Consider the following 13198-nt stretch of genomic DNA (forward strand, 5'->3'; position numbering starts at 1 on the left):
ATCAGACCGCCCTCATCAGCAGGGTGGCGGCGACCAGCACCGCCGCGCCGCCGAACATCGAGACCGCGTACGAGCGGGCGAAACCGTTCTGGAGCCGCCGCAGCCGCCCGGAGAGGCCGCCGAACGTGGCGGCCGTCCCGTTGACCATCCCGTCGACCACCTTGTGGTCGAGGTAGACCATGCTGCGGGTGAGGTACGAGCCTCCGGTGACGAAGGCGGCGTGGTTGAAGTCGTCCTGGAGCAGGTCCCGGCGGGCCGCGCGGGTGAGCAGCGAGCCGCGCGGCGCCACCGACGGCACCGGGCGGCGGCCGTACTGCGCCCAGGCGGCGCCGACGCCGATGAGCAGCGCGACGACCGTCGAGGCGGTGACCGTCATGGCGGAGACGGGCGAGTCGCCGTGCGACTGCTGGGTGACCGGCTCCAGCCAGTGGACGAAGGAGTCGTTCAGCTTGAAGATCCCGCCCGCGAAGACCGAGCCGAAGGCGAGGACGACCATGGGGATCGTCATGGACTTCGGGGACTCGTGCGGGTGCGGCTCGTTGCCGTCCGCGTCGGGCTGCCAGCGCTTCTCGCCGAAGAACGTCATCACCATCACGCGCGTCATGTAGTACGCGGTGATCGCGGCGCCCAGCAGGGTGACCGCGCCCAGGATCCAGCCCTGGGTGCCGCCCTTGGCGAAGGCGGCCTCGATGATCTGGTCCTTGGAGAAGAAGCCGGACAGGCCCGGGAAGCCGATGATCGCGAGATAGCCGAGGCCGAACGTCACGAAGGTGACCGGCATGTACTTCCGCAGGCCGCCGTACTTGCGCATGTCGACCTCGTCGTTCATCCCGTGCATCACGGAACCGGCGCCGAGGAAGAGCCCGGCCTTGAAGAAGCCGTGCGTGACGAGGTGCATGATGGCGAACGCGTAGCCGATCGGGCCGAGTCCGGCGGCCAGGATCATGTAGCCGATCTGCGACATCGTCGAGCCCGCGAGAGCCTTCTTGATGTCGTCCTTGGCGCAACCGACGATCGCACCGAAGAGCAGCGTGACCGCGCCGACGACGACCACGACGGTCTGCGCGTCGGGCGCCGCGTTGAAGATCGCGCCGGAGCGGGTGATGAGGTAGACGCCCGCGGTCACCATCGTCGCGGCGTGGATCAGCGCGGAGACCGGGGTCGGGCCCTCCATCGCGTCCCCGAGCCAGGACTGGAGCGGCACCTGCGCCGACTTGCCGCACGCGGCGAGCAGCAGCATCAGCCCGATCGCGGTCAGCTTGCCCTCGCTCGCCTCGGTGGCGGAGGAGAGCACGGGCGCGAAGGCGAACGAGCCGAACGTCGTGAACATCAGGAAGATCGCGATGGCGAGCCCCGCGTCACCCACGCGGTTGACCAGGAACGCCTTCTTCGCCGCCGCGGCGGCGCTCGGCTTGTGCTGCCAGAAGCCGATCAGCAGGTACGAGGCGAGGCCGACGCCCTCCCAGCCGACGTACAGCAGGAGGTAGTTGTCGGCGAGGACGAGCAGGAGCATCGCCGCGAGGAAGAGGTTCAGATAGCCGAAGAAGCGGCGGCGCCGCTCGTCGTGCTCCATGTACCCGATCGAGTAGACGTGGATGAGCGTTCCCACGCCGGTGATCAGCAGCACGAACGTCATCGACAACTGGTCGAGCTGGAAGGCCACATCGGCCTGGAAGCCCTCCACCGGCACCCACGAGAAGAGGTGCTGGTGCAGGGCGCGGTGCTCGCCGTCCTTGCCGAGCATGTCGAAGAAGAGGACGGCGCCGAAGACGAACGAGGCCGCCGCGAGCAGCGTCCCGAGCCAGTGGCCCGTACGGTCCAGTTTCCGCCCGCCGCACAGCAGCACCGCGGCGCCGAGCAGTGGCGCGCCGACGAGCAGTCCGATCAGTGAATCCACTGGTGAGACCCCTTACAGCTTCATCAGATTGGCGTCGTCGACCGAGGCCGAGTGACGGGAGCGGTACAGCATCACGATGATCGCCAGCCCGACCACGACCTCGGCGGCGGCGACGACCATGACGAAGAACGCCATGATCTGGCCGTCGAGGTTGCCGTGCATGCGGGAGAAGGCGACCAGCGTCAGGTTGGCCGCGTTGAGCATCAGCTCGATGCACATGAACACCACGATGGCGTTGCGCCGGATGAGCACTCCGGCGGCGCCGATGGTGAACAGCAGGGCGGCCAGATAGACGTAGTTGACGGGGTTCACTTGGTGGCCTCCTGCTCTTCCGGTTCCTCGGACTCGGCGGAGGCGCGGGGCAGCGGCGGCTTCTGGCCGTGGTACTCGGCCGTGCGCTTCTCCACCGCCGCGACCGAGGCGAGCTGCTCGGCGGAGACCTCGCGGATCTGGCCGCGGCCCCGGAGGGTGGCGCTGACGCTGATGTCCGCTGGGGTGCCGTCGGGCAGCAGGCCCGGCCGGTCGACCGCGTTGTGCCGGGCGTAGACGCCGGGCGCGGGCAGCGGCGGGAGCTGCTTGCCGCTCCGCACCCGCTCCTCGGCCTGCTCGCGCTGCGTCTTGGTCTTCTCGATGCGCTCGCGGTGCGTGAGCAGCGTGGCGCCGACGGCAGCGACGGTCAGCAGCGCGCCGACGACCTCGAACGCCACCACGTACTTGGTGAACAGCAGGGACGCCAGCGCCGGAACGTTGCCGTCCGCGTTGGCCGCCGCCAGACCGTTGAAGCTGCCGATGGACGCCTGGCCGATGCCCGCGATCAGCAGGATGCCGAGCCCGAGCCCGCAGCCGGCGGCCATCCAGCGCTGGCCCTTGAGCGTCTCCTTGAGCGAGTCGGCGGCGCTCACGCCGACGAGCATCAGCACGAAGAGGAAGAGCATCATGACGGCGCCGGTGTAGACGACGATCTGCACGATGCCGAGGAAGTACGCGCCGTTCGCGAGGTAGAACAGCGCCAGGATGATCATGGTGCCCGCGAGGCAGAGCGCCGCGTGCACGGCCCGCCGCATCAGCACGGTGCCGAGCCCGCCGAGCACCGCGACGGTGCCGAGCACCCAGAACTGGAGGGCCTCGCCGGTGGAGGTCGAGGTCGCCGCGAGAGCGGTCGTCGCCCCGGTCATCGCTTCCCCTCCCCGCCGTGCGCGGTGGCGGCGGACGCCGCGGGCTCCTCGGGGCCGAAGGTGTCCGCCGACTCCTGCGGGACGCCCGTGTCGGTCGGCGTCTGGCGCACCGTGCCCGGCGCGGCCTCCGTGACCAGGCCCTGGTAGTAGTCCTTCTCCGTCATCCCGGGGAAGATCGCGTGCGGCGACTCGACCATGCCCTCCTCCAGGCCCGCGAGCAGCTCCTCCTTGGTGTAGATGAGGGACTCGCGGGAGGAGTCGGCCAGTTCGTACTCGTTCGTCATGGTCAGCGCCCGGGTCGGGCACGCCTCGACGCACAGGCCGCACAGGATGCAGCGCAGATAGTTGATCTGGTAGACGCGGCCGTAGCGCTCGCCCGGGGAGTAGCGCTCCTCCTCGGTGTTGTCCGCGCCCTCGACGTAGATCGCGTCCGCGGGGCACGCCCAGGCGCACAGCTCGCAGCCGACGCACTTCTCCAGCCCGTCCGGGTGCCGGTTGAGCTGGTGGCGGCCGTGGAAGCGGGGCGCCGTCGGCTTCTTCACCTCGGGGTACTGCTCGGTCAGCCGCTTCTTGAACATGCCCTTGAAGGTCACGCCGAAGCCGGCCACGGGGTTCTCAGGCACCGTCGGGCCCCCTTTCTCCGGTAGTTCCCTCGCTGGATCCCGCCGGGACCCGTTCGCGGTCGCGGTCGGCGCGCGAGGGGCGCCTCGGTACGGGCGGCAGCGTCTGTCCCGGCAGCGGCGGTACGGGATAGCCGCCCGCCATCGGGTCGAACGGCTTTTCGTGCGGGGCCGGTTCGGCCCCGTCGCCGTCCTCCTTGCCGCCGCCGCGGACGAAGTCGACCAGGAAGGTGAGGAGCAGCAGGAAGAGCGCCGTCCCCGCGACCCAGTAGACGACCTCGCTGTAGTCGTAGCCCTCGTTGCGCATGGCGCGGACGGTGGCGACGAGCATCAGCCAGACCAGCGCGACCGGGATGAGGACCTTCCAGCCCAGCTTCATGAACTGGTCGTAGCGGACGCGCGGGAGCGTGCCGCGGATCCAGATGAAGAGGAAGACCATCACGAGCAGCTTGGCGACGAACCAGATCATCGGCCACCAGCCGTGGTTCGCGCCCTCCCACCAGGTGGAGATCGGCGCGGGCGCGCGCCAGCCGCCGAGGAAGAGGGTGACCGCGATCGCCGAGACGGTGACCACGTGCACATACTCGGTGAGCATGAACATCGCGAACTTGATCGAGCTGTACTCGGTCTGGAAGCCCGCGACCAGGTCGCCCTCGGACTCCGGCATGTCGAACGGGGCGCGGTGCGCCTCGCCGACCATCGACACCAGGTAGATGAGGAAGGAGACCGGCAGCAGATACGCGAACCAGCCGTCGGCCTGCTCCCCCACGATCGAGCTGGTCGACATCGAGCCCGAGTAGAGGAAGACGGCGGCGAAGCTGAGGCCCATCGCGATCTCGTACGAGATGATCTGGGCCGTGGCGCGGACGCCGCCGAGCAGCGGATAGGTCGAGCCGGACGACCAGCCGCCGAGCACCACGCCGTACGAGGCGATGGAGGCGGTGGCGAGGATGAAGAGCATCCCCACCGGAAGGTCGGTGAGCTGCATCGGGGTGCGCTGGCCGAAGATCGAGATCTCGTTGCCGGGCGGGCCGAACGGGATGACCGCGAAGGCCATGAAGGCGGGGACGGCACCGATGATCGGCGCCAGGATGTAGACCGCCTTGTCCGAGCCCTTGACGATGATGTCTTCCTTCAGCATCAGCTTGATGCCGTCGGCGAGCGACTGGAGCATGCCCCAGGGACCGTGCCTGTTGGGGCCGATGCGGAGCTGCATCCAGCCGACGATCTTGCGCTCGAAGACGATGCAGATGAGCACCGTCACCATCAGGAACGCGAAGATGAAGACCGCCTTGAGCGCGACCAGCCAGAAGGGGTCGCGGCCGAACATCGAGAGGTCTTCGGCGGCCAGGTGCTGAGCGAGCGCGTTCATGCGCCCACCTCCTCGTGGGTCGCCGGGGCCGCCTCGGTCGCCGGGGCGATCCGGACCAGGTCGCCGGGGCGCGCGCCGGTGTCGGCGGCGACACCGCGGCCCGCGGAGTTCAGCGGGAGCCAGACCACCCGGTCCGGCATCTCCGTGACGGCCAGCGGGAAGCGGACGGAGCCGGAAGGACCGGAGACCTCCAGCACGTCGCCGTCCTTCACGCCCGTCTCGGCCGCCGTGGCGGCGGAGAGCCGCGCGAGGGCCGCGTGCCGGGTCCCGGCCAGCGCCTCGTCGCCCTCCTGCATCCGGCCCTGGTCCAGCAGCAGCCGGTGCCCGGCGAGGACGGCCTCGCCGGCCGCGGGCTGCGGCAGCGGACGCGCCGCGGCCTGCGGCCCGGTGGCCCGCTGCCCCTCCCAGGGCCCGAGCCGGTCCAGCTCGCCGCGCACCGTACGGACATCGGGCAGGCCCAGGTGGACGTCCATCGCGTCGGCCAGCATGTTCAGCACCCGGAGATCGGGCTGGACGTGCCGCTGCCGCATCAGGTCCGAGGTGAGCGCGGCCTCGAACATCCGCGCCCTGCCCTCCCAGTTGAGGAAGGTGCCCGCCTTCTCGGCCACCGCCGCGACGGGGAGGATCACATCGGCGTGCTCCGTGACCTCGGTCGGCCGCTGTTCGAGGCTGACGACGAAGTCGACGGCCTCCAGCGCCGCCACGGCCCGCGCCGGGTCCGGCAGGTCCTCGACGCCGACGCCGCCGACCACGAGAGCGGCCAGCTCGCCGGAGGCCGCGGCCTCGACGATCTGGCCGGTGTCCCGCCCGTACGCCGTGGGGAGTTCGGCCACGCCCCAGGCGCGCGCCACCTCCTCGCGGGCGCGCGGGTCGGTCGCCGGACGCGCCCCGGGCAGCAGCGCCGGGAAGGCCCCGGCCTCGATCGCGCCGCGCTCGCCCGCGCGGCGCGGGATCCACACGAGCGTGGCGCCGGTCGCGGTCGCGGCCCGTACGGCCGCCGTGAGCGCGCCCGGTACGGCCGCCAGCCGCTCGCCGACGGCGATCACGGCGCCCTCGGCCCGCAGCGCCTCGGCCGCGTCGGTCCCCGCGCCCTCCAGGCCGACGCCGCCCGCGAGCGCGTCCAGCCACTCGGTCTCGGTGCCCGGCGCCGCCGCCAGCAGCGTGCCGCCCGCCTTCTCCAGGCCGCGGCTCGCGTGGGTGGCGAGCGCGAAGGTGCGCTGCCCGTGCTTGCGCCAGGCCTTGCGCAGCCGGAGGAAGACGCCGGGCGCCTCCTCCTCGGCCTCAAGTCCCGCGAGGAGCACGGCGGGCGCGGCCTCCAGCGCGCTGTACGTCAGGCCCTCGCCGCCGAGGTCCCGGCCCCGTCCGGCGACGTGCGCCGCGAGGAAGTCGGCCTCCTCGGCGGAGTGGACGCGGGCGCGGAAGTCGACATCGTTGGTCCGGAGGGCGACGCGGGCGAACTTCCCGTACGCGTAGGCGTCCTCGACGGTCAGCCTGCCGCCCGCCAGCACGCCCGTACGCCCGCGTGCGGCCGACAGCCCCTCGGCCGCCGCCGCGAGCGCCTCGGGCCAGCTCGCCGGGGCCAGCACGCCGTCCCCGCCGCGCACCAGCGGGTGGCCGATGCGGTCGGGGCGCTGCGCGTAGCGGAACCCGAAGCGGCCCTTGTCGCAGATCCACTCCTCGTTGACCTCGGGGTCGTCGGCCGCGAGGCGGCGCATGACCTTGCCGCGCCGGTGGTCGGTGCGGGTCGCGCAGCCGCCGGAGCAGTGCTCGCACACGGACGGCGAGGAGACCAGGTCGAACGGGCGCGAGCGGAAGCGGTAGGCCGCCGAGGTCAGCGCGCCGACGGGGCAGATCTGGATGACGTTCCCCGAGAAGTACGACTCGTAGGGGTCGCCCTCCCCCGTGCCGACCTGTTGGAGCGCGCCGCGCTCCAGCAGCTCGATCATGGGGTCGCCCGCGATCTGGTTGGAGAAGCGGGTGCAGCGCGCGCACAGCACGCAGCGCTCGCGGTCGAGCAGCACCTGCTTCGAGATCGGCACGGGCTTCTCGAACGTCCGCTTCCTGCCCTCGAAACGGGAGTCGGCCTGCCCGGTGGACATGGCCTGGTTCTGCAGGGGGCACTCGCCGCCCTTGTCGCAGACGGGGCAGTCCAGCGGGTGGTTGATGAGCAGCAGCTCCATCACGCCGCGCTGCGCCTTCTCGGCGGCGTCGGAGGTGAGGTGCGTCTTGACGACCATGCCGTCGGTGCACTGGATCGTGCACGACGCCATCGGCTTGCGCTGGCCCTCGACCTCGACGATGCACTGGCGGCAGGCGCCCGCGGGGTCCAGCAGCGGGTGGTCGCAGAAGCGGGGGATCTCGATCCCCAGCATCTCCGCCGCGCGGATCACGAGGGTGCCCTTGGGTACGGAGATCTCCGCGCCGTCGATCGAGAGCGACACGAGATCCTCGGGCGGCACCTGGGCCTCCCCTCCTCCGGAGGGAGAGGCGGGAGTGGTGACCGTCATTCATTCACCTCCGGTGACGAGTTGATACCTAGGGGCGCGGGGAACTGCGCGATCAACCACAGCGACGCGGCAGCCGCGAACGGCGAGCCCGGGGCAGGACGGCTGGGCGGCATCAAGCGGTCACCCCCGTGTGGGAAGAGCGCACGGGGCCGTCGGCCCAAGCAGTGGATGCCGCCGGATCAAAGGGGCAGCCCCGTCCCGCAAGGTGCTGCTCGTACTCCTCGCGGAAGAACTTCAGCGAGGAGAAGATCGGCGCCGCGGCACCGTCGCCGAGAGCGCAGAAGGACTTGCCGTTGATGTTGTCGGCGATGTCCTCGATCTTCTCCAGGTCGGCGGCCCCGGCCTTGCCCGCCTCGATGTCCCGCATGAGCTGGACGAGCCAGTACGTCCCCTCGCGGCAGGGCGTGCACTTGCCGCAGGACTCGTGCGCGTAGAACTCGGTCCAGCGGGTGACCGCCCGTACGACGCAGGTCGTCTCGTCGAAGCACTGGAGCGCCTTGGTGCCCAGCATGGAGCCCGCGCCGCCGACGCCCTCGTAGTCGAGGGGGACGTCGAGGTGCTCGTCGGTCAGCATCGGCGTCGAGGAGCCGCCGGGCGTCCAGAACTTCAGCCGGTGCCCGGGGCGCATGCCGCCGCTCATGTCGAGGAGCTGGCGCAGCGTGATGCCGAGCGGCGCCTCGTACTGCCCGGGGCTGGCGACGTGGCCGCTGAGGGAGTACAGCGTGAAGCCCGGGGACTTCTCGCTGCCCATCGAACGGAACCACTCCTTGCCCTTGTTGATGAGGGCGGGAACCGAGGCGATGGACTCCACGTTGTTCACGACAGTGGGGCAGGCGTACAGGCCCGCGACGGCGGGGAAGGGGGGACGCAGCCGGGGCTGGCCGCGGCGGCCTTCGAGCGAGTCGAGCAGCGCGGTCTCCTCGCCGCAGATGTACGCGCCGGCGCCCGCGTGGACCGTCAGCTCCAGGTCCTTGCCGGGCCCGAGGGCGTCCTTGCCGAGGTACCCGGCTTCGTAGGCCTCGCGGACGGCCTCGTGCAGCCGCCGCAGCACCGGCACGACCTCGCCGCGCAGATAGATGAAGGCGTGGCCCGACCTGATCGCGTGACAGGCGATGACGATGCCCTCGATGAGGGAGTGCGGATTCGCGAAGAGGAGGGGGATGTCCTTGCAGGTGCCCGGCTCGGACTCGTCGGCGTTGACGACGAGATAGTGCGGCTTGCCGTCGCCCTGCGGGATGAACTGCCACTTCATCCCGGTCGGGAAGCCGGCGCCGCCGCGTCCGCGCAGCCCCGCGTCCTTCACGTACGCGATGAGGCCGTCGGGGTCCATCTCCAGGGCCTTGCGCAGGCCCTCGTAGCCCTCGTGCCGCCGGTAGGTGGCCAGCGACCAGGGTTCGGCCTCGTCCCAGAAGGAGGAGAGGACGGGTGAGAGGAGCTTCTCCGGGGAGAGCGAGTCCGCCGTCATCATGCTTCCTCCTCGGCGTCGCGCGGGGAGACGACCTTGGGGGCCTCGGTCTCGCCCTTGGCGAGCCGGAGCCCGGTGAGCGAGGCGGGCCCGGCGCCGCCGCTGGCGGCGACCGCGCCCTCGCGCTCGTCGGGGAAGCCCGCGAGGATGCGCGCGGTCTCCTTGAAGGTGCACAGCGGGGCGCCGCGCGTGGGCGCGACCTCCCGCCCGGCGATCAGGTCGTCGACGAGCTGCCGCGCGGACTCGGGGGTCTGGTTGTCGAAGAACTCCCAGTTGACCATCACGACGGGCGCGAAGTCGCAGGCCGCGTTGCACTCGATGTGTTCGAGGGTGACCTTGCCGTCGTCCGTCGTCTCGCTGTTGCCGACGCCCAGGTGCTCCTTGAGGGAGTCGAAGATGGCGTCGCCGCCCATCACGGCGCACAGCGTGTTGGTGCAGACGCCGACCTGGTAGTCCCCGGAGGGCTTGCGGCGGTACATCGTGTAGAAGGTCGCGACCGCGTTGACCTCGGCGGTGGTCAGCTCCAGCATCTCCGCGCAGAACCGCTGTCCCGTGCGGGTGACGTGACCCTCCTCGGACTGCACGAGGTGCAGCATCGGCAGGAGGGCGCTGCGGCTGTCCGGATAGCGCCCGATGATCTCCTTCGCGTCCGCCTCCAGCCGCGCGCGTACGTCGGCGGGATAGTCGGGCGCGGGCATCTCGGGGACACCCAGGGACACCGGAGAGCCCTGTACTCCCTGTGGAACGTCTGTCACCGGTCGACGCCTCCCATCACGGGGTCGATGGACGCGACGGCGACGATGACGTCGGCGACCTGGCCGCCCTCGCACATCGCCGCCATGGATTCGAGGTTGGTGAAGGAGGGGTCGCGGAAGTGCACGCGGTACGGGCGGGTGCCGCCGTCGCTGACGGCGTGCACGCCCAGTTCGCCCTTGGCGGACTCGACCGCCGCGTAGGCCTGGCCGGGCGGGACCCGGAAGCCCTCGGTCACCAGCTTGAAGTGGTGGATCAGGGCCTCCATCGAGGTGCCCATGATGTTCTTGATGTGGTCCAGGGAGTTGCCGAGGCCGTCCGGGCCGAGGGCGAGCTGCGCGGGCCAGGCGATCTTCTTGTCGCCGACCATCACGGGCCCGGGCTCCAGCCGGTCGATGCACTGCTCGATGATCCGCAGCGACTCGCGCATCTCCTCCAGGCGCAGCAGGAAGCGCCCGTAGGAGTCGCAGGTGTCGACGGTCGGCACCTCGAAGTCGTACGTCTCGTAGCCGCAGTACGGGTCGGACTTGCGCAGGTCGTGCGGGAGCCCGGCGGAGCGGAGGATCGGGCCGGTGGCGCCGAGGGCCATGCAGCCCGCGAGGTCGAGGTGGCCGATGTCCTGCAGGCGGGCCTTGAAGACCGGGTTGCCGGTGCAGAGCGCGTCGTACTCCGGGAGGTTCTTCCGCATCTTCTTGACGAACTCGCGCAGCGCGTCGACGGCGCCCGGGGGCAGGTCCTGGGAGAGGCCGCCGGGGCGGATGTACGCGTGGTTCATCCGCAGGCCGGTGATCAGCTCGTAGAGGTCCAGGACGAGTTCGCGGTCGCGGAAGCCGAAGATCATGACCGTGGTCGCGCCCAGCTCCATGCCGCCGGTGGCGATGGCGACGAGGTGGGAGGAGATCCGGTTCAGCTCCATGAGCAGGACGCGGATGACGTTGGCCCGGTCGGGGATGTCGTCCTCGATGCCGAGCAGCTTCTCCACGGCCATGCAGTACGCCGTCTCGTTGAAGAACGGCGTCAGGTAGTCCATGCGCGTGACGAAGGTCGTGCCCTGCGTCCAGGTCCGGAATTCGAGGTTCTTCTCGATGCCGGTGTGCAGATAGCCGATGCCGCAGCGGGCCTCGGTGACCGTCTCGCCGTCGATCTCCAGGATCAGCCGGAGCACACCGTGGGTGGACGGGTGCTGCGGACCCATGTTGACGATGATCCGCTCGTCGTCGCTCTTGGCGATGTGCGCGGCGATCTCGTCCCAGTCGCCGCCGGTGACGTCGTAGACGGTGCCTTCGGTGGTCTCCCGAATGCCCGCCGGTGCGTGGGAAGTGCTCATCAGGTGTACGACCTCCGCTGGTCCGGAGCGGGAATCTGGGCGCCCTTGTACTCGACGGGGATGCCGCCGAGCGGGTAGTCCTTGCGCTGCGGGAAGCCCTGCCAGTCGTCCGGCATCATGATCCGCGTGAGGGCCGGGTGGCCGTCGAAGATCAGGCCGAAGAAGTCGTACGTCTCGCGCTCGTGCCAGTCGTTGGTCGGGTAGACGTCGACGAGCGACGGGACGTGCGGGTCCGCGTCGGGGGCGCTGACCTCCAGCCGGATCAGCCGGGTGTGGGTGATCGAGCGCAGGTGGTAGACCGCGTGCAGCTCGCGGCCCTTGTCCCCGGGGAAGTGGACGCCGCTGACCCCGGTGCACAGCTCGAAGCGGAGCGCCGGGTCGTCGCGGAGGGTGCGGGCGACGCGGAGCAGGTGCTCGCGGGCGATGTGGAAGGTCAGCTCGCCCCGGTCGACGACGGTCTTCTCGATGGCGTTCTCGGGGAGCAGGCCCTGCTCCTCCAGCGCGCCCTCCAATTCGTCGGCGACCTCGTCGAACCATCCCCCGTACGGGCGCTGGGAGGCGCCGGGGAGGCGGACCGTGCGGACGAGGCCGCCGTATCCGGAGGTGTCGCCGCCGTTGTTCGCGCCGAACATGCCGCGGCGCACACCGATGACCTCGCCCGCGTCGCTCTTGCGGGAGGGGGGCACGGAACCGTTGGCCCCGTCGCCGTTCAGGTTCTCTTCCGTCACCGCAGGAGCCCCTTCATCTCGATCGTCGGAAGGGCCTTCCTCGCCGCTTCCTCCGCCTCGCGGGCCGCCTCCTGCTGATTGACGCCGAGCTTGGTGTCCTTGACCTTCTCGTGCAGCTTGAGAATCGCGTCCATCAGCATCTCGGGGCGCGGCGGGCAGCCGGGGAGATAGATGTCGACCGGCACCACGTGGTCGACTCCCTGGACGATCGCGTAGTTGTTGAACATGCCGCCCGACGAGGCGCAGACGCCCATCGAGATCACCCACTTGGGGTTGGGCATCTGGTCGTAGACCTGGCGCAGCACCGGCGCCATCTTCTGGCTGACCCGTCCGGCCACGATCATCAGATCGGCCTGGCGCGGCGAGCCGCGGAAGACCTCCATGCCGAACCGCGCGAGGTCGTACCGCCCGGCGCCCGTCGTCATCATCTCGATGGCGCAGCAGGCGAGCCCGAAGGTCGCCGGGAACATCGACGACTTTCGGGCGAGCCCCGCCATCTTCTCGACGGTGGAGAGCAGAAAACCGCTCGGCAGCTTCTCTTCAAGTCCCATTGCCTCTCCTGCCCCTAATCCCATTCCAGGCCGCCGCGCCGCCAGTCGTAGGCGTACGCGATACCGATGAGGGCGACGAAGACCAGCATTTCGACGAGACCGAACATCCCGAGCGAGTCGAAATGCACGGCCCACGGGTAGAGGAAGACGATTTCGATGTCGAAGATGATGAAGAGCATCGCCGTCAGGTAGTACTTCACCGGGAAGCGCCCGCCGCCCTCGGGCTGTGGCGTGGGCTCGATGCCGCATTCGTACGCCTCTAGCTTGGCGCGGTTGTAGCGCTTGGGGCCGACGAGCGATCCGGCGACCACGGAGAAGATCACGAACGCCGCCGCTACGGCTCCCAGTACAAGGATTGGTGTGTAGACGTTCACCGCACCCGTTCTCCTTCCAGGCGTCGACGCTGACTGCCGGCAGACTCCGGGCTCCCGCCCGCCCCACGAAGATCGCTCCTATGTGAGGCAGTTCACAAGCCCTGTTCGCAGGCATCTTAAGCCCGCCCCTCTGTGATCTGCGACACGGGGTGCGACAACTGCTTTGTGATCTCCACCACCTGACGGTGAATCATCCCGTCGGATGAGCGTCGATCTTCATACGCAAAGCCCACGGATGATCACCGGATGTGACAGAGGGGCGGTGGTCAAAGCCCTGGTGAGCGGATCGCTGTACCAGGCATCCGCCTGCAGAGGCAAATTAGCGCTGGACGGATTCTCCTGATAAGCGCCAACCACTGCGCCGCCGGGTCGTGAAGCGCGGCACAAACGCCGCGGCACCCCTGCCCGTATGGGTGATTGGGACTCAAC

General features: G+C 70.0%; 12 protein-coding genes. All 12 read right to left on the reverse strand.

The window, feature by feature from the left end:
* Position 1 precedes the first annotated feature (1 nt).
* The 12 genes from nuoL to ABD343_RS15750 all read right to left on the reverse strand — a co-directional run bounded on the left by nuoL (position 2) and on the right by ABD343_RS15750 (position 12769).
* Positions 2-1897: an NADH-quinone oxidoreductase subunit L gene (nuoL, locus tag ABD343_RS15695; protein ID WP_344528313.1), complete on the reverse strand. Its 1896-nt coding sequence runs from the start codon at positions 1895-1897 to the stop codon at positions 2-4.
* Positions 1898-1909: 12 nt separating this feature from the next.
* Positions 1910-2209 carry an NADH-quinone oxidoreductase subunit NuoK gene (gene nuoK / locus ABD343_RS15700; RefSeq protein WP_344528315.1) on the reverse strand — a complete coding sequence of 100 codons (300 nt, stop codon included), beginning with the start codon at positions 2207-2209 and terminating at the stop codon, positions 1910-1912.
* On the reverse strand, positions 2206-3072 hold the full coding sequence (locus tag ABD343_RS15705; protein ID WP_344528317.1) for an NADH-quinone oxidoreductase subunit J: 867 nt from the start codon (positions 3070-3072) through the stop codon (positions 2206-2208). Before ABD343_RS15705 ends, nuoK begins: the two co-directional genes overlap by 4 nt.
* Positions 3069-3650, reverse strand: a complete 582-nt coding sequence (gene nuoI, locus ABD343_RS15710) for an NADH-quinone oxidoreductase subunit NuoI (protein ID WP_425578193.1) — start codon at positions 3648-3650, stop codon at positions 3069-3071. The genes ABD343_RS15705 and nuoI overlap by 4 nt, the downstream gene beginning before the upstream one ends.
* Before the next feature lie 37 nt (positions 3651-3687).
* A complete protein-coding gene (gene nuoH / locus ABD343_RS15715) occupies positions 3688-5064 on the reverse strand; it encodes an NADH-quinone oxidoreductase subunit NuoH (RefSeq protein WP_344528321.1) in 1377 nt (458 codons plus the stop codon).
* A complete protein-coding gene (locus tag ABD343_RS15720) occupies positions 5061-7571 on the reverse strand; it encodes an NADH-quinone oxidoreductase subunit G (RefSeq protein ID WP_344528322.1) in 2511 nt (836 codons plus the stop codon). Before ABD343_RS15720 ends, nuoH begins: the two co-directional genes overlap by 4 nt.
* 112 nt (positions 7572-7683) lie before the next feature.
* A complete protein-coding gene (gene nuoF / locus ABD343_RS15725; RefSeq protein ID WP_344528615.1) occupies positions 7684-9036 on the reverse strand; it encodes an NADH-quinone oxidoreductase subunit NuoF in 1353 nt (450 codons plus the stop codon).
* A complete protein-coding gene (nuoE, locus tag ABD343_RS15730; RefSeq protein ID WP_344528617.1) occupies positions 9036-9734 on the reverse strand; it encodes an NADH-quinone oxidoreductase subunit NuoE in 699 nt (232 codons plus the stop codon). The genes nuoF and nuoE overlap by 1 nt, the downstream gene beginning before the upstream one ends.
* Positions 9735-9787: 53 nt before the next feature.
* On the reverse strand, positions 9788-11116 hold the full coding sequence (locus tag ABD343_RS15735) for an NADH-quinone oxidoreductase subunit D (RefSeq protein WP_344528324.1): 1329 nt from the start codon (positions 11114-11116) through the stop codon (positions 9788-9790).
* On the reverse strand, positions 11116-11829 hold the full coding sequence (locus ABD343_RS15740) for an NADH-quinone oxidoreductase subunit C (RefSeq protein ID WP_344528619.1): 714 nt from the start codon (positions 11827-11829) through the stop codon (positions 11116-11118). The genes ABD343_RS15735 and ABD343_RS15740 overlap by 1 nt, the downstream gene beginning before the upstream one ends.
* Before the next feature lie 11 nt (positions 11830-11840).
* Complete coding sequence (locus ABD343_RS15745; RefSeq protein ID WP_344528326.1) at positions 11841-12395, reverse strand: NuoB/complex I 20 kDa subunit family protein; 555 nt, start codon at positions 12393-12395, stop codon at positions 11841-11843.
* 14 nt (positions 12396-12409) lie between these two features.
* Positions 12410-12769, reverse strand: a complete 360-nt coding sequence (locus tag ABD343_RS15750) for an NADH-quinone oxidoreductase subunit A (protein ID WP_344528328.1) — start codon at positions 12767-12769, stop codon at positions 12410-12412.
* Between the last annotated feature and the right edge of the window lie 429 nt (positions 12770-13198).

This window comes from Streptomyces albiaxialis, assembly GCF_039530985.1.
Lineage (GTDB): Bacteria > Actinomycetota > Actinomycetes > Streptomycetales > Streptomycetaceae > Streptomyces > Streptomyces albiaxialis.

Excerpts from the sequence above, each read along its gene's own strand:
- ABD343_RS15705 (WP_344528317.1), bottom strand. The coding sequence starts at position 3,072 with ATGACCGGGGCGACGACCGCTCTCGCGGCGACCTCGACCTCCACCGGC.
- nuoI (WP_425578193.1), bottom strand. The coding sequence starts at position 3,650 with ATGTTCAAGAAGCGGCTGACCGAGCAGTACCCCGAGGTGAAGAAGCCG.
- nuoH (WP_344528321.1), bottom strand. The coding sequence starts at position 5,064 with ATGAACGCGCTCGCTCAGCACCTGGCCGCCGAAGACCTCTCGATGTTC.
- ABD343_RS15720 (WP_344528322.1), bottom strand. The coding sequence starts at position 7,571 with ATGACGGTCACCACTCCCGCCTCTCCCTCCGGAGGAGGGGAGGCCCAG.
- nuoF (WP_344528615.1), bottom strand. The coding sequence starts at position 9,036 with ATGACGGCGGACTCGCTCTCCCCGGAGAAGCTCCTCTCACCCGTCCTC.
- nuoE (WP_344528617.1), bottom strand. The coding sequence starts at position 9,734 with ATGCCCGCGCCCGACTATCCCGCCGACGTACGCGCGCGGCTGGAGGCG.
- ABD343_RS15735 (WP_344528324.1), bottom strand. The coding sequence starts at position 11,116 with ATGAGCACTTCCCACGCACCGGCGGGCATTCGGGAGACCACCGAAGGC.
- ABD343_RS15745 (WP_344528326.1), bottom strand. The coding sequence starts at position 12,395 with ATGGGACTTGAAGAGAAGCTGCCGAGCGGTTTTCTGCTCTCCACCGTC.